Genomic DNA, 15,576 nt, shown 5'->3' on the forward strand with positions numbered 1-15,576 from the left:
TTCAAACATTATGTATGGGGGTGCAAGAAAAAGGGTTGTCCGTTTTCAGAGGCGGGATTTTATGTTGACCGTCAGTCTACGAGCGCGAAGATACCTACTATGCGCGCATATCTGAAATAAATGCATCGGCAGCAGAGATGGATTGTTCCATGTCGACGATTAGGCGCGCGACGTCGGTTTCGAGCTTTGCCGTCTCTCCCCCAATGGCCGCAATCGACCGCGCGTTGAGGTTATGTTTCAGGTACAGGACGCGGTCGTTGAATACGGCCAAAACGGGATCCATCGACGCGGTGGCCGCATCCATTTTAGCGGCGAGCACCTCATATCGTTGCTGGGTGTCGCGCAACTGCCGTTCGGATGTGCGGCGCAGTCCTGCATCGGAATATTGACCGAGTTCGGTTTCCCATTCTTTGAATAGATCGCGGGACACGCGTTTGACCGACGCGACGCGTGCGCGCGTTTCGTCCGCTTGGCTGTCGGCCCGGGCGTAAGCGCGTTTCAGATCATCATAGGTTTTTTCCAGATCGCCCCCGTCAACAGCCACGACTGCGCGGAAGGCTTCCAAAGCATCCGCGAATTCCTCTTTGGTGTCAGTCTGCGACTTGGCCACACCTTCGACGCGGTCCACGAGAATATCACGTTTCTCAATCCCGAACTTTTCTTGAACGGTGTACGCGACTGTCGAGCAGCCTGTCATCAGGAGGGGAGACAGGGCCAACGCCCCCATAAACAAAATTGATGCGCGCATTATTTGTCCTGTTTCTATCGATTTGAGGCACCCTAATCGGGCCGCGTCACTTATCTAACCCTGAATGTCAGGCTCGGTTCCGATCTGTGAAATTTTAGATCCTTGTGGCGCGTAAGCCGGGCAGAGCCCAAAGCCTGTATCTGACTATCTATTTCTGACAGTCTGTCGCATATTCCACGCACCAAACTTATAATCGGAGCGCGACCATGAAACCCCTTCTCTCTATTATGATGATGTCAGCCTGCGGCGCGGCCATGGTCGCCTGCACACATGCGCCGATGGAAACGATTACAACAACGACCGCCATGCCATCAGACGCCGCCGTCAGGGCGACCGTCCAAGCAGTTTATGATGGCTTTGCCGTTGGCGACATGGATATGGTCACACGTGACATGAGCGACGCCATTGTTTGGAATGAAGCCCAAGGCAACCCTTACGCCGATTTGAACCCCTATGTCGGCCCCAACGCCGTCCTCAGCGGATTATTTTCACGCATCGGCGGCGAATGGGATTATTTCACGGCAGACCCGATCGAATTCATCATGGATGTTCCGCGCGTCGCCGTGATTGGCCACTATAAAGCCCTTTACACAGCGACAGGCGAGACGCTCGACGCGCCTTTTGTCCACGTTTGGACCGTGCAAAACGGCGAAATCACAACCTTCCAGCAATATACGGACACACACGCCCATGTCACCGCGATGGGCGGGTAGGCAACGGATCAACCGACAAAGCGCCCTGCCGTCGATCACAACGGGCGCACGAGACGTCCGTAGAAACCTCCATAGTTTTCTCGAAAACCAAGAATAATGTTCTAGAGTGGAGGCGCGCAGCGTCCTCACAATTTGACGCAATGATCTTTCAGCTTGCGCCGAAATTCACGCATTGCCTTGCCTCCCTTCGCCCCGTAGTCAGCCCCTTATGCCCGTTATTGCCTCTAAAATCGACACCACCAGCGCGGAGTTCGCGCAAAACCGCGACGCCATGAGCGCGCTCACCGATGATTTGCAGCGACTTGTCGCGCATTACGCCCAAGGCGGCTCAGAACGCGCGCGGGAGAAACACCTGTCGCGCGGCAAACTCTTGCCGCGCGAACGCGTCGAACGCTTGCTTGACCCCGGCACGCCGTTCCTCGAATTCAGCCAACTGGCCGGACACGAGATGTATGAATTCGAAGTGCCCATGGCCGGCATCATCACCGGGATTGGCCGTGTCTCAGGCCGTGAATGCGTCGTCATCTGCAACGACCCGACCGTCAAAGGCGGCACGTACTTTTCCATGACGGGCAAGAAGCAACAGCGCGCGCAAGATATCGCGCTCGAAAACCGCCTGCCCGTTATCTACCTCGTGGATAGCGGCGGTGGATACCTGCCGCGCCAAGCCGAAATGTTCGCCGATAAGAACCATTTTGGCCGTAGCTTTTTCAATCAAGCCAAGATGAGCCGTGAAGGCATCGCCCAGATCGCTTGCGTTATGGGCAGTTGCACGGCGGGCGGAGCTTACGTCCCCGCGATGGCCGACGAAGCTGTGATCGTGGCCAACCAAGGCACAATCTTTCTGGCCGGGCCGCCCCTGGTCAAAGCGGCCACCGGCGAAGAAATTGACGCCGAGACCCTCGGCGGCGGGATGCTGCATGCGAGCCAATCGGGTGTCGTCGACCACCTCGCGGCCAATGACGATCACGCGCTCGCGATTGTGCGCGATATTATCAGCACGCTGGAACCCAAAGAACCGCACTTCCTCCCAACAGGTGAGGGCGACGCGCCGCTCTACCCGACCCACGAACTCGGCGGCGTTGTCTCAGCCGATATTCGCAAACCCTATGATTGCCGCGAGATTATCGCCCGCATCGTCGATGGATCACGGTTCACCGAGTTTAAAGCGCTTTACGGCCCGACGTTAGTCACTGGCTTTGCGGAGATCGAGGGCTATCCGGTCGGTATTCTCGGCAATAATGGCGTGCTCTTTTCTGAGTCCGCCATGAAAGGCGCGCATTTTATCGAGCTCTGCTGCCAACGCAAAATCCCGCTGCTGTTCTTACAAAACATCACCGGCTTTATGGTCGGGTCGAAAGCCGAAGCGGGCGGGATCGCCAAGCACGGCGCTAAGATGGTTCACGCCGTCGCCAATGCCCAAGTGCCTAAATTCACCGTCGTTGTCGGCGGCAGCTACGGCGCAGGCAATTACGGCATGTGCGGGCGGGCCTATGAGCCGCGCCTGATGTTCATGTGGCCCAATTCGCGCATCAGCGTGATGGGCGGCGACCAAGCCGCGAACGTGCTCGCCGATGTGGCGCGCGGCAGCGACGGCTGGTCAGACGAAGAGCGCGAAGCCTTCATGCAGCCGATCAAGGATAAATATGAAGTCGAGGGCCATCCTTATTATGCCAGCGCCCGCATCTGGGACGACGGTATCATCGCACCCGAAGATACGCGCACCGTTCTGGGCCTCGGTCTCGCCATGAGTGCCAATGCGCCCGTGCCTGAAATGAAATTCGGTGTGTTTAGGATGTGAGGATTTAATTTTATCCGGGGGATGAAATTATATCCGAACCGCGTGTCCACGCGGCAAAAGACAACTTCCTTTCTTTCAAGAAAAGGAATGGAGACATTATGACGACCAAAATCACCAAAATCCTGATCGCCAATCGCGGCGAAATTGCCTGTCGTGTCATTCGCACGGCCCGCAAAATGGGCATCAAAACCGTCGCTGTCTATTCCGACGCCGACCGCAGCGCGCTGCATGTGCGCATGGCCGACGAAACCGTCCACATCGGGCCAAGTCCCGCAGCGGAGAGCTACCTCATCGCGGACAAAATTATCGCCGCCGCCCAGCAAACGGGCGCGGATGCGATCCACCCCGGTTACGGCTTCCTATCTGAGAACCCCGCCTTTGTGCGCGCCTGCCATGCGGCGGGCATCACCTTCATCGGACCGTCGGCTGAAGCGATGGAAGCGATGGGCCTGAAAGACGCAGCCAAAGCCTTGATGACCAAAGCGGGCGTCCCTGTCACGCCGGGCTATCAAGGCGATAATCAAGACCCGGACCACCTCGCGGAGCAAGCCGGAAAAATCGGCTATCCCGTCCTTATTAAAGCGGTTGCGGGCGGCGGCGGTAAAGGCATGCGCAAGGTTGACGATGCCAAAGACTTTAAAGACGCCCTCGCCTCCTGCCAACGCGAAGCGACTGCCTCGTTCGGTAACGCCGTTGTCTTGATCGAAAAATATATCCTGTCGCCGCGCCATATCGAAGTCCAAGTCTTCGGCGACGCGCACGGGAACGTCGTGCATATGTTTGAGCGCGATTGCTCGCTGCAACGCCGCCACCAAAAAGTGATCGAAGAAGCCCCCGCCCCCGGCATGACCGAGGACGTGCGGGCCGCCATGACGACCGCCGCTGTAAAGGCGGCGCAAGCCGTGGATTACCAAGGTGCAGGCACGGTCGAGTTTATCGTCGATGGCTCCGGGAGCTTACGCACCGACGGGTTTTGGTTCATGGAAATGAATACACGCTTGCAGGTCGAACACCCGGTGACGGAAATGATCACCGGATTGGATTTGGTCGAATGGCAAATCCGGGTCGCACAAGGCGAAGCACTACCGGACCAGACCGAGATCACGTTGTCAGGTCACGCCGTCGAAGCGCGGCTGTATGCCGAAGATCCCGCGAATGATTTCGTCCCGAGCATTGGGCGTATTCAACATATAGATTCCAGCAGCCAGTCAGACGGCGACATAACCACCCGCGTTGATACGGGTGTTGAGAGCGGTGGAACGGTTTCAATATTCTACGACCCCATGATTGCAAAAGCGATCACCCACGCTGAGCATCGCGATGAGGCGATCTTAAACCTTGGACAGTTGATCGACGATATGGAGGTCACAGGGGTCAAGACCAATGCAGGCTTCTTAATCCGCTGCCTCTTTACCGATGACTTTATCGAAGGCCGGATCGACACGAGTTTCATCGCTGAACATGCGACAGAACTTACCGCGCCGGATTATATCTCACGCGACGAAACCTATGCGCTCGCTGCACTCGCGCTGCACGATCAGGCTACTGACTCGGCCTTTGGCGCATTTGGACGCCTCGAGGGGTGGCGACCCAACCTCCCCCCTCGCAACCGACATCACTTTATCAAGGACGGTGAGATGATTTCGGTCGACATTATTGACCAAAACCAGACCTCCGCGTCGCTTCTTGTTGAGGGTCGGGCCGTCCATATTTCCTTGGCCACGGAAGATGCGACTTTAGACAATGATGCTGCCCTCAGTCATTCTATATTGTGGGACAGTCTTGTTCAACGTGACGCAGTTTCGCTCACACGTATGGGCGATTTCATCATCGTCCCACGTTTCGTCCCCGGCGGGCAAAATGCCGCCACGTCCGGCAACGCCGTCATCGCCCCCATGTCCGGTAAAGTGATCTCTGTGCTGGTTGAGCCCGGCGCGACCGTCGCCGCCGATCAACCTCTCGTCATTCTCGAAGCCATGAAAATGGAAATGACATTGAAATCGCCGCGTGACGGGGTGGTCTCCGAAGTGACGGCGGTCGTCGGTGTGCTTGTTGATGATGGTCAGGCGTTAGTGACGTTAGAAGATATGGTGGCAGACGCGGAATAAACCCGCGTTTATTTCCGTACCCCAACGCCCCTGCACCGCATCTGACACAACCTCATCCCCGTCCACCCCTTTCCATGGTCTGTTAGCCTCACCCGTTTCGGACACGAGAGAGGCATTGCTCTTAGGCTGGCGGGGGTTTGGTAGGCTGGATTGTGGGCGAGTTAATGCGGCGCACATGATCCCATCCGGCAAAGTGATTGATGATCGGTTTGGACCTTTTGCACGTGACATTGGCGCAAGTTGATGTGTCGGGCTCTGGTTCAGAATGATCGGTAGACGGGACCGGACCGAAAGTCCGTCAGCTTGTCTCACCGTCCCGGACGTGACGAAGGTCTGCCGGGTTCACAAGGCTTTGATCGGGTGCGCTTACCAAGCGCGCGGACTTTGTCTGCTGAAAATGGTTCTATTCCCTCTTCCCCATCAGTGGGGAAAGTCCGCGCTCGTGTCACCTTGACCCGAAACGCCCGCTTGCCGACGCCTTGATGCGCGGTTGAACATGCCCGTGTGTCTTGTAATCGCCCCGACACTCGGCCGCGATATTTGGGCAAGACTTTCCCCTGCGGCTCGCGTTAGATAGGCCCGAACGATTTTCAAAATGAGACCCCGATGAGCACCACTTCTTACCCGACCCTCAAATTTGGCCATTCGGAAACGACCGACGCTATTCGCGAATCTGTCTATCAATTCTCGCAAGACAAAATCGCGCCGATTGCGGCCGAGGTCGACAGTTCTAATCAATTCCCACGTCACCTCTGGCCCGAAATGGGCGCGTTAGGATTACACGGGATTACTGTTTCTGAAGAACAGGGCGGATTGGGGCTCGGCTATTTAGAACACACAATTGCGATTGAAGAAGTCAGCCGCGCCTCCGCCTCCATCGGCCTGTCTTATGGGGCCCATTCGAACCTTTGCATCAACCAGTTGGAGCGCTGGGGGAATGCAGAACAAAAAACCAAATACCTCCCTAAACTCGTGAGTGGTGAGCATTTGGGGTCGCTTGCGATGAGCGAACCGGGGGCCGGGTCCGACGTTATGTCGATGAAATTGAAAGCGGAAAGCGCCCAGGGCGGCTATCTGCTGAATGGCAATAAAATGTGGATCACCAATGCGCCGACAGCGGATACGTTACTGGTTTACGCAAAAACCGATCCAAGCGCGGGTAGTAAATCCGTGTCCGCTTTCATCATCGAAGCAGGCTTTGACGGATTTTCAACCGCACAGAAGCTCGACAAACTTGGCATGCGCGGGTCTGATACATGTGAGCTTGTATTTGAGAATTGTTTCGTACCGGAAGAAAATGTCGTCGGCAAAATTGGCCAAGGCGCCGCGATTTTAATGAGCGGACTGGATTATGAACGCGTGGTGCTCTCCGCCATTTCCATCGGCATCATGCAGGCCTGCCTTGATGTCGTTCTGCCCTATATTCACGAACGCAATCAGTTCGGGAAAGCCATTGGGGAATTCCAACTGATCCAAGGTAAAGTCGCCGATATGTATGTCGCGCTCTCGACCGCGCGCGCCTATAGCTACGCTGTTGCCGCCGCCTGTGACCGTGGCGAAACAACCCGCAAAGACTCCGCAGGCTGTATCTTATATGCGGCGGAAAAAGCCACGCAAATGGCGCTGGACGCGATCCAAATTTTGGGCGGCAATGGCTATATTAATGACTACCCAACAGGCCGTTTATTGCGCGACGCCAAGCTTATGGAAATTGGGGCCGGCACCTCCGAGATCCGCCGCTGGTTGATCGGTCGTGAACTGTTCGGGGAAACGGCCTAGGTCGCAGTCGGGGTCGAATCGACACAAGAGAGACGCCGCACCCCCAGTTTAAAATCCCCGTCAATTCCGTCGGCGATGATGATCCCCATTTCGCGCACATCGGATGGGTCAAACGGGGCAACCCGGACGTTTCGCCCGAACACTGACGTTGCCATATCGGCAAATGACACCGTGACGTCGACCCAGTCCCCTGTGGGCGTTGTCGGAATGGGGGCTTGATAAGACACAGACCGGCCGCGCCAGCGTTCGGACGTGCGAAAGGTCATTTTATAATCGCGGCCGTCAGATCGAACCGTTAGGCGCAGACCGGTGGTCGCGCTCAAATCTCCCGGCGAGAGACGACGCCGTAGCGACGAAAATCCGCCGCCATTGGTATTTATAACGCCGCGAAAGACCATGTGATCGCCTTCCGCAAAGCGTGTGCCCTGCGACAGTCCGCCCATGACGCCGTCATTGACGATCTGCCACGGGGCGACGCTATTGGAATTGGAAAAGTCAATGTTCATGGCACAGCGCTCCGGTTGCAGGGACTGGGTTGGGCTCGCCGCACCGTTCATCGCGATCGCTAATAAGCACAGAGGAAGATAACGAAGGATCATATGACACCGGACAGCAAGAACAGATATTTGTTCTCAGGATACGCGCGCGGATAAGATCCGGTTTGTCTGGCCGATGGACTGAGCACAATTGGCTGAGTCAAAATAGGGGGCTGAAATGAAAAAGCCCTCGATCTCACGGGGCGCAATGGAGACCGAGGGCAAATTGGGTCGGGTCACCCCGTCCAACAATTTTTTGTTAGCCGCCTGACACAAATCTGTCACCTCAACAAAATGTGAATAGCTGTACTAACCTAGGTTTTTGCTATCAATATTACGTCTGTGATGACGCAAAGTGAATAACATCGTCACGGTGTGGCCGTTGCCGCGGTAAAGCGTCCTGTGTGGGTGTGCCGACATAGATGAAACCCGCGACTTGGTCGCCCGCGCTCATATCAAGCGCGGCATGAACCCGCGCATCATAGGCGTACCATTCCGTCAACCATTGCGCGCCAAATCCGGACGCCTGCGCAGCCAGACAGAGGTTCATACACACAGCACCAGCAGAGAGCTGCTGTTCCCAAACCGGCGTTCCGCGCAAGCAATCTTTTGGCGTGCTAATAACAGCGATAACGAGCGGGGCGCGTAAAAACCGGTCCGCTTCAAATGACACGCGGTCGTCGGGATGGTCAGGATTATCGGCCTGGTAAACGGCTGCAATATGGTGGCCAAATGTCGCGCGGGCTTCGCCTTGGAACACGACTAATGACCACGGCGTGAGCTTACGATGATCCGGAACGCGCGTGCCGATCTGTAGGATCGTGTCCAATTGATCGGCATCCGGCCCGGGGCCCGTCATCGCCTTGGCCAGATTGCTGCGTCGGGCGCTGAGAAAATCAAGGACAGCGGAATTATAAGACGGGAATGGAAACGAGTCTGACATGATAGCTCCTATACTGGACGATAGCATATAGACGGCTTAGGCAAGATACCAAGGCACGCCGCTATTAAATGGAAGTTCAAAAATGAACGTTGAAACACGCTTACAAGATCTCGGACTCACCCTACCGGAACCGATGGCCCCCGTGGCCAATTACGTGCCCTATGTGACTGTTGGAAATCAGGTGTTTATTTCAGGGCAAATCAGCAAAGTCGGTCACGAGCATATTACAGGGCGACTGGGAGATGGGCTAACGGTTGAGCAGGGCGAATATGCGGCGCGACTCTGTGGTTTGAATATTGTGGCCCAGCTCAAAGCGGCCTGTGACGGCGATCTCTCTAAGGTTCAGCGGATCGTGAAATTGGGCGGCTTCGTGCAGGCAACCCCGAACGCTACGGGGGCCGCGATCCCGCAGATCATAAATGGCTGCTCCGATCTGATGGTCGCGCTGTTTGGGGATGCGGGTCGTCACGCGCGCTTCGCAGTTTCCGCGCCGAGCCTGCCGCTTGATGTCGCCGTTGAAATCGATTGTATCGCGGTCATTGCGCCTTAGCGCGACCGTCATAAACACGGTTGAGGTCCGCCCCATATTGCGAGTAATTTTTAGTTGCAAGAAAACCGACCCTAAATTACCTTTGTTGCGAGTCGTTCGCACATAGGGGTTCCAGATGATTATACAATTGCCAGGGTCACAACTGATCAACCTCTTAGCGCAACTGACCGACGAACAACGACATCAATTCGCCTCAAAAGCCACTCTTGCGCCGCCACACCCCCTCTGTCCGTGTGAATGTGGCCCTGATTTCGCAAAAATCACAGATTTAGCGGAACGTTTCGTGCCCCCACGCCTTGATTTATAAGATCACACCCCCGATATAGCGGCCTTCCTGAAACCCGATGAAAAGAAACATGTCCTTATGAGCATACCCGGTCAGACATTTAACGACCGCCTTCAAGCGCAAAAAGAGGCCAAGATGGCTATGCTGAAGCGCGCGAAGGAGAAAGAACTCGATCCTGCCGAAAAAGAACGGCTGATGGAGGAGCGCACGGCCCGCAACGCGGCTCGAGAAGAGCGCGAACGCAAGCGTGTAGCGGAAAAAGCGGAAAAGATCGAACAAGAGAAAGCCGAGAAGGCTGAACGCGAGCGCAAGAAAACGCTGGCGGAAGAAGCCCGTAAAAAGGCTAAAGAAGATCTCGTCAAGACGCAAAAAGCGCAACGCGACGCTAAATACGCGGCCCGAAAAGGTCGCAAAAAGCGCTAAGCTGCGTCACAAAATTTTAAAATGCCCGGTCTTGAGCCGGGCTTTTTTTATGACGGATTTAACGTTTATCCGACTTTACGGACGAACACAGCGCCGGCGGAATATCCCGCGCCGAATGAGCAGATCAGCCCCGTTTCTCCCGCAACAAAATCATCAGAATGTTTGTGAAAGGCGATAATCGATCCGGCCGATGAGGTGTTGGCATATTCATCCAGCACGACCGGTGCCTGAGATATATCAACATCCTTACCCAGCACCCTTTTAGCGATCAAAACATTCATATTCAGATTGGCCTGATGGAGCCACATGCGTTTGAGACTATTGGGATCGAGACCGAGTTTATCCGCTTCGGCTAAGATCAATTTGGCGACCATCGGCACCACTTCCTTGAACACGCTACGCCCGTTTTGAGTGAACAGTTTATCGGTCAGGCCTTTACGACCGCGATCACCATACATGCCATCATCTTCCGGAGCCGTATGATTGAGGAAGCCAAAATTATTGCGAATATTATTGGAAAACTGCGTCACCAATTTGGCGCCAATGATTTCCCAATGGCTATCGGGGGCGACTTCTTCACGTTCCACAAGGATCGCCGTAGCGACATCACCAAAAATAAAGTGACTGTCCCGATCCTTGAAGTTCAAATGCGCGGTGCAAATTTCAGGATTAATCACCAGCACAGACCGCGCCTGTCCGCCATAAATCAAACCGCGCGCGGCTTCTAAGCCGAATGTCGCGGAGGAGCAGGCGACATTCATATCAAATCCAAAACCCTCAACGCCGAGCAAATCCTGCACTTCAACGGCGACGGCGGGATAGCCGCGTTGCAAGTTGGAACACGCCACAATGACCGCGTCCACATCGGCCGCAGTTTTTCCCGCTCGGGCGAGCGCATCCTTCGCCGCCTTCACGGCCATCTCGGCCAGAACGGAGGGTTCTTCATTTGGACGAGCAGGCAGGCGCGGGGCCATGATATTGGGGTCCAAGATCGGGTCTTTGGACAAAACATAGCGGCTCTTAATACCAGACGCTTTTTCAATAAATTCTGCCGATGAAGGCGCGAGCGCATCAAGCGTGCCAGCGGCAATGGCCTCAGCATTTTCGATGTTCCATTTTTCGACATAGGCGTTGAACGCGACAACAAGTTCCACATTGGAAATGCTGTGTTCTGGTGTCCACAATCCAGTGGAGGAGATGACGGCTTTCACGGGCGACGACCTTTTATGACTGTTCGGCTTTTATTATTACCCAGCCCGTCTAACGAACCTTGTGCGTGCGTCAAACAGCTAGATGAAGCGAGCAGTCAAACTCGGCTCACGTGCGCAACACTCCAATTCGTGATCATTGATCATCCCGACAGCTTGCATAAACGCATAAAGTATGACGGGGCCGACAAATTTAAACCCGCGTTTTTTAAGGTCTTTGCTCAGCAATTCAGAGATGTCGCTCTTCACCGGCGCGTCAGAAAAATTGGCCCATTCATTCACTACAGGCGTCCCGCCCACGTAATCCCAGAGATAGTCCGCAAAATCGATACCCGCCGCGCGCATATCCAAATAGGCCCGCGCATTCCCAATGGTCGCATCGATCTTTGACTTAGATCGGATAATGCCGGGGTCCCCCATCAGGCGCGCTCGATCTGCGTCCGTATAATGCGCGACAATATCAGGATCAAACCCGTCATAGGCTTTGAGCAGATTATCTCGTTTTCGCAGGATCGTAATCCACGCCAGACCCGCTTGTTGACCATCCTGAATCAGTTTGGAGAATAACGCCTTGGGATCCCGGATCGGACGCCCCCATTCCGTATCATGATAATGGCAGTACAGACGGTCAGAAGGCGGCACCCACGCGCAACGCGGACGGTCTCGATCATGGACATAATCATCTGGGGCCGTTGTGTTGGGTCCACTCACAACAGCTTCTCCATACCGATATTACAGCGCGCGTAGATCGGATGCGCGCCCTCATGATTGATCGTCCAACCATTGCGCGCATAAAGGCGAAGTGCGGCCGCATTACGGGTGTTTGAAAGAAGAAAAAGATGTTTCAGGCCCAGCTCATCGCGGGCATAATCTTCAACGGCGTCCATCAGCTTTTGCCCGACACCATTGCCCCGAAAGCGGCCATCGACCGCCATTTTAGTCAACTCCCATTGGCCTTGCTTATCGCCCGTCAAATGCGGTTTTAACGCCACAGCGCCCGCAACCTCGGTCTCAATATGCGCGGTAAAAACCTGTCCGCCATTGTCCAAATATATTTCTGGCGTCGCAACCATCACTTTGTCAGACAGCTCCAACACATGCAGCTCTTCGATCCACTCGGCATTAAGCGCGGCAAAGCGAGGCAACGAAGCGCGGTCATTGCGCCGGATTGTAACGAGGTCGGTCATAAGTAAAGATTGGCAGGATTGGAGAAAATGTAAACGGGGTGATTAATCCCCTGACCTAATCATCCGATCCGAGCACACTCTTCATCACCTCGACCCGCGCGTCCCGGACCGTCGGCCCTTCAGTCGCGTCACGCAAACGGTCCAAGCGCACCAAAGCCAACCCTTGGAGTCCGTTCACATGGAGGACTTGTCCGACCGAGCGCTCGCCGCATTTAATTTTATCGCCCGCCTCAGCAGGTGCGCTGAGGACGAGACCGCGCATCCGCTTCCTCACCGTTGTCATCCGCTTCATACGCGAGACAACTTCTTGGCCGACAAAACAGCCGCCGTTGAAATCAACGCCGTTTAATTGATCCATACAGGCATCTGCCGGAAAGGTCGTCTGGACGCCGAAATCCCATTCACTGTCCGGCACCCCGAGAGACAGGCGGTGCCTATCCCAATCGCCCGTATCAGGCGTCAGCCTATCCGCAATTAAGCGACGTCCCAAGGCGGGCATACGGGGGTCAGGGTCGCCTATCTCGCACCCGTCTTCGACGCCCCAAAGACAAGACACGTGATGCGTGTCAGACACATCATCAATCTCAATCGGGGCCCGCAAACGATACATTTTTAGGCGTTTGTGCAGAGCGCCCCCCATATCAGGCGTCGTATCAATCAGCAGGTGATCGCCTCGGTCCGTGACAAAGAAATCGGCGATAATCTTACCTTGCGGTGTCAACAAAGCCGCAAACGTCACGGGTCCGCGTAGTGAATTCGTGATCAGTCCAGAAAACCAGTCATGCACATTCTCCCCAGAAAGCTTCAAAACGGTTCGCGGACGGTGGTGGGTTAGCATGGTATGGAGATAGGGCGGGCCGACACGCCCTGCAACGTCGCGCCATGACGCAAGAGCGGCCAAAGACCAATTTCGATAAAAATCGTTGTGATTATTATTGAAAATCGATAAATGAATACCTACCTATTTGGTATAGAACACCCAAACATAGGGACGGAAAGGGATAATATTATGGCCACATTTGAAGCGCAGATTGAACAATCCAAGAAAGAAGTGGCCGAGGCCCAAAGCAAAATTTCGGAGCTGTCGAGTCGGATCGATACGGCGCGCGCCAAAATGAGCCAAGGCACCGATATTTCGCTTGATATCGAGAGCGCGTCGCTGGACGATGTCCATGCGCATACGGATCTGATGAACGCCAATATCGCTGAACTCATCATGGGTTTGGACGATGTCACTGCAGGTTTTTCTAAAGACTTCGACTCCATGCGGTCCAAAACTGGCTGGGAAAAATTCGTCGGAATCTTTTCAAAACAGCGCGCCGAAAGCCTGCGGTCTGAGCGCATTCGCGCCGCGACGATTGAGGATAAGCTGCAAGACCTGATCGCGAAATCCAACACAATCCAAGCCATGTTGCAAGAACAACTCAATGAGCTCGGCCGTCATAAGAACCAAGTTGAAGGCAACCTGCAACGCACGCTCGCGGATCGCGAAGCAGCCGTCGATACGTTGGAGCAAATCAAGGACGAGATCACGGCGCTTGATCCGACCATAATTGAGTTGGAAAACAAACTGTCGATGGCGACGGACGCCAAGGAACGCTCAAAATTAGAAAGTGAGCTATCCAAAGTCAATTCACGTCACAATGAGCTCGCGCAATTGGAGCAGGTCAAACTGTCGGAGTCCCAAACGCTGGAACGCTATATCGAGAAGGGGAAAACCTGGATGGATAGTCTGCAAAACCAGATCGCGACGCAGATGGTCCTACTCAACAAATTGTCCACCGACACGAAACAGCGGGTTGTCCTCTATGATGCGCTGTCGAAATCATTGAAGACCGCACAGCAACAAGACGTCGCGCATAAGATCAATGAAATCGGCGTGGCGACTGACAAGGAAGCCCAAGTCGCCATGGCGGCGATCGGCGCGGCCACAAATAATAAAATGGCCGAGATGATGGAAAGCCACGAAGAGCACATCGTCTTCGCGCGTAAGGTGCTGGAAGAAAAAGCCAAAGCTGATGAGCGTTTCGCCCGCCGGTTTGAAAAGATCGTCGAGAAGCACGACGCCAATGCCTATGGAGACGGGGCCTAGTTATTACACTGTCATCCCGCGCCGCATTTCATGGGGCCGGGACGGCAGAGTGAAACGCATTTTATGACCACACCCCAAAAACTCGATCTTACTTATGAGCACCGCGTCCTAGATAGTGCGCGGGCGGCCCGTCGCTATTTCGCAAAATTCGAACGTATCATCGGCCACCTTAGTGCGGTCGCCAAGCTCTCGGTCGAAGAACGTCAGCTCGGGAAAACCGAAGGCGATATTCTCGGCCAATATTTGCTCGATTTGAACAATAGTTTCACAGCCCTGTCCTACAAATATCTCATGACCAATCGGTCGGCGAGTTCGGGACAGATCAGTATCGACAAAACCGAGTCCGGATTTCCGATCTTCTCTGAGATCATCCAGCTTGCGAGCGATGCCACGCAAGCCAAAAAACACCTGAAATCCCTGCCCGATCAAGCGCGATTAAAGAAGGATATGGTCAGCCAGATTTTGACCGAGCTATCCCCACCCACTGCGCTGCAATATGCCTTGGCGCAGCGTATTTATTACGAAACCTTGGAGCGTGAGCCGCTTTTCCTGTCGCAGAACCATCCGCAGGCCGTTTGGGTTGGCAAAGTTTTAAAGCAACGCAAGCGCCGCTATATCATTCACTGGGCGGTCTATGACTCCAAGACTAATATCCCGGTTGTCTACCTCATGGAGGTCGATGATACGGGCTCTCGCGCGCTGCCCAATGACGAACGGCGCTGGCCGCGGCTGCAAGACGCCCTCATGGCGCAAGCCCTATCCGAACTGAAACTGCTGACGATTGCCAAAGGCATCGACACGGATTTCAAAAACCTGCATCCCAAACGGCTTAGGCGCTTTCATTTGGGCCCCATGCACAGCCATGCGTTTACCGAACAACATGGCCCGATCCGCGACGTGCTGGCACAGGCCGCAGGGAAACCGGGGCTCGACTGGGCCTTGGCCTGGACGGTCGAGACGTTGCAGTCTGAGCGGCAGGAATGGGTCAAAACGGGCGTATTTAATGCGGCGTGGCGGCAAGTGTTTAAGCTCGATGCTTACGGTCTTGATGGCAAGACGGACGGCTACACGGATATCTCCCGCGCGCTAATCCTGCCGCACCGCGCGTACCAAGTCCTCGAAGAAAACCACGCCCAGAGTTTCGACGGCATCCGAAAATATGTCGTCGGGCAAAACAACACCATTCTCAGCTACACATAGGC

At 54.9% G+C, this 15,576-nt stretch carries 15 protein-coding genes; 8 read left to right on the forward strand and 7 right to left on the reverse strand.

The genetic code is table 11. The features are described from left to right. Positions 1–97 precede the first annotated feature (97 nt). The gene (locus tag IE105_RS05095) at positions 98–748 is read right to left on the reverse strand and encodes a DUF2959 domain-containing protein (RefSeq protein WP_233353996.1); all 651 of its coding nucleotides are present in this window, start codon (positions 746–748) and stop codon (positions 98–100) included. 206 nt (positions 749–954) lie between these two features. Here IE105_RS05095 and IE105_RS05100 point away from each other — a divergent pair, with 206 nt between their 5' ends. The 4 genes from IE105_RS05100 (at position 955) to IE105_RS05115 (ending at position 7,149) form a co-directional block, all read left to right on the forward strand. Continuing rightward, entirely contained in the window at positions 955–1,461 is a 507-nt protein-coding gene (locus tag IE105_RS05100; protein WP_189496096.1) for a nuclear transport factor 2 family protein, read from the forward strand. Between the two features lie 208 nt (positions 1,462–1,669). Then, complete coding sequence (locus IE105_RS05105; protein WP_189496097.1) at positions 1,670–3,262, forward strand: carboxyl transferase domain-containing protein; 1,593 nt, start codon at positions 1,670–1,672, stop codon at positions 3,260–3,262. 98 nt (positions 3,263–3,360) lie between these two features. Beyond that, positions 3,361–5,370 carry an acetyl/propionyl/methylcrotonyl-CoA carboxylase subunit alpha gene (locus tag IE105_RS05110; RefSeq protein WP_189496098.1) on the forward strand — a complete coding sequence of 670 codons (2,010 nt, stop codon included), beginning with the start codon at positions 3,361–3,363 and terminating at the stop codon, positions 5,368–5,370. 606 nt (positions 5,371–5,976) lie between these two features. Further along, positions 5,977–7,149, forward strand: coding sequence for an isovaleryl-CoA dehydrogenase (locus tag IE105_RS05115; protein WP_189496099.1), 1,173 nt, complete (start codon positions 5,977–5,979; stop codon positions 7,147–7,149). On the opposite strand, the gene IE105_RS05120 is transcribed toward IE105_RS05115, so the two are convergent. Together IE105_RS05120 and IE105_RS05125 are read right to left on the reverse strand one after the other, a co-directional pair. Further along, positions 7,146–7,655 carry a CIA30 family protein gene (locus tag IE105_RS05120; RefSeq protein WP_189496100.1) on the reverse strand — a complete coding sequence of 170 codons (510 nt, stop codon included), beginning with the start codon at positions 7,653–7,655 and terminating at the stop codon, positions 7,146–7,148. The two genes, IE105_RS05115 and IE105_RS05120, sit on opposite strands and share 4 nt — an antisense overlap. Before the next feature lie 364 nt (positions 7,656–8,019). Then, a complete protein-coding gene (locus IE105_RS05125; protein WP_189496101.1) occupies positions 8,020–8,628 on the reverse strand; it encodes a nitroreductase family protein in 609 nt (202 codons plus the stop codon). 82 nt (positions 8,629–8,710) lie between these two features. Between IE105_RS05125 and IE105_RS05130 the strand changes: the two genes are divergently transcribed. Together IE105_RS05130 and IE105_RS05135 are read left to right on the forward strand one after the other, a co-directional pair. Further along, the gene (locus tag IE105_RS05130) at positions 8,711–9,178 is read left to right on the forward strand and encodes a RidA family protein (protein ID WP_189496102.1); all 468 of its coding nucleotides are present in this window, start codon (positions 8,711–8,713) and stop codon (positions 9,176–9,178) included. 364 nt (positions 9,179–9,542) lie between these two features. Then, entirely contained in the window at positions 9,543–9,887 is a 345-nt protein-coding gene (locus IE105_RS05135; RefSeq protein WP_189496103.1) for a DUF6481 family protein, read from the forward strand. A gap of 65 nt (positions 9,888–9,952) precedes the next feature. Here IE105_RS05135 and IE105_RS05140 read toward each other — a convergent pair whose 3' ends face one another. The 4 genes from IE105_RS05140 to ygfZ all read right to left on the reverse strand — a co-directional run bounded on the left by IE105_RS05140 (position 9,953) and on the right by ygfZ (position 13,183). Continuing rightward, positions 9,953–11,098 (reverse strand): beta-ketoacyl-ACP synthase III, encoded by a 1,146-nt coding sequence (locus tag IE105_RS05140; protein ID WP_189496105.1) that lies wholly within the window; start codon positions 11,096–11,098, stop codon positions 9,953–9,955. Positions 11,099–11,176: 78 nt separating this feature from the next. Continuing rightward, entirely contained in the window at positions 11,177–11,806 is a 630-nt protein-coding gene (locus IE105_RS05145) for a DNA-3-methyladenine glycosylase I (RefSeq protein WP_189496107.1), read from the reverse strand. Beyond that, positions 11,803–12,282 (reverse strand): GNAT family N-acetyltransferase, encoded by a 480-nt coding sequence (locus IE105_RS05150; RefSeq protein ID WP_189496109.1) that lies wholly within the window; start codon positions 12,280–12,282, stop codon positions 11,803–11,805. Before IE105_RS05150 ends, IE105_RS05145 begins: the two co-directional genes overlap by 4 nt. Positions 12,283–12,337: 55 nt before the next feature. Next, entirely contained in the window at positions 12,338–13,183 is an 846-nt protein-coding gene (gene ygfZ / locus IE105_RS05155; RefSeq protein WP_189496111.1) for a CAF17-like 4Fe-4S cluster assembly/insertion protein YgfZ, read from the reverse strand. A gap of 108 nt (positions 13,184–13,291) precedes the next feature. Between ygfZ and IE105_RS05160 the strand changes: the two genes are divergently transcribed. Beyond that, entirely contained in the window at positions 13,292–14,374 is a 1,083-nt protein-coding gene (locus IE105_RS05160) for a coiled-coil domain-containing protein (protein WP_189496113.1), read from the forward strand. A 63-nt stretch (positions 14,375–14,437) separates the two neighbouring features. Further along, positions 14,438–15,574 (forward strand): hypothetical protein, encoded by a 1,137-nt coding sequence (locus tag IE105_RS05165; protein WP_189496114.1) that lies wholly within the window; start codon positions 14,438–14,440, stop codon positions 15,572–15,574. Positions 15,575–15,576: the final 2 nt, after the last annotated feature.

The organism is Algimonas arctica (genome assembly GCF_014652695.1).
Lineage (GTDB): Bacteria > Pseudomonadota > Alphaproteobacteria > Caulobacterales > Maricaulaceae > Litorimonas > Litorimonas arctica.

Excerpts from the sequence above, each read along its gene's own strand:
- IE105_RS05110 (WP_189496098.1), top strand. The coding sequence starts at position 3,361 with ATGACGACCAAAATCACCAAAATCCTGATCGCCAATCGCGGCGAAATT.
- IE105_RS05105 (WP_189496097.1), top strand. The coding sequence starts at position 1,670 with ATGCCCGTTATTGCCTCTAAAATCGACACCACCAGCGCGGAGTTCGCG.
- IE105_RS05160 (WP_189496113.1), top strand. The coding sequence starts at position 13,292 with ATGGCCACATTTGAAGCGCAGATTGAACAATCCAAGAAAGAAGTGGCC.
- IE105_RS05130 (WP_189496102.1), top strand. The coding sequence starts at position 8,711 with ATGAACGTTGAAACACGCTTACAAGATCTCGGACTCACCCTACCGGAA.
- IE105_RS05135 (WP_189496103.1), top strand. The coding sequence starts at position 9,543 with ATGAGCATACCCGGTCAGACATTTAACGACCGCCTTCAAGCGCAAAAA.
- IE105_RS05115 (WP_189496099.1), top strand. The coding sequence starts at position 5,977 with ATGAGCACCACTTCTTACCCGACCCTCAAATTTGGCCATTCGGAAACG.
- IE105_RS05120 (WP_189496100.1), bottom strand. The coding sequence starts at position 7,655 with ATGAACATTGACTTTTCCAATTCCAATAGCGTCGCCCCGTGGCAGATC.
- IE105_RS05100 (WP_189496096.1), top strand. The coding sequence starts at position 955 with ATGAAACCCCTTCTCTCTATTATGATGATGTCAGCCTGCGGCGCGGCC.
- IE105_RS05095 (WP_233353996.1), bottom strand. The coding sequence starts at position 748 with ATGCGCGCATCAATTTTGTTTATGGGGGCGTTGGCCCTGTCTCCCCTC.
- IE105_RS05165 (WP_189496114.1), top strand. The coding sequence starts at position 14,438 with ATGACCACACCCCAAAAACTCGATCTTACTTATGAGCACCGCGTCCTA.
- IE105_RS05150 (WP_189496109.1), bottom strand. The coding sequence starts at position 12,282 with ATGACCGACCTCGTTACAATCCGGCGCAATGACCGCGCTTCGTTGCCT.
- IE105_RS05125 (WP_189496101.1), bottom strand. The coding sequence starts at position 8,628 with ATGTCAGACTCGTTTCCATTCCCGTCTTATAATTCCGCTGTCCTTGAT.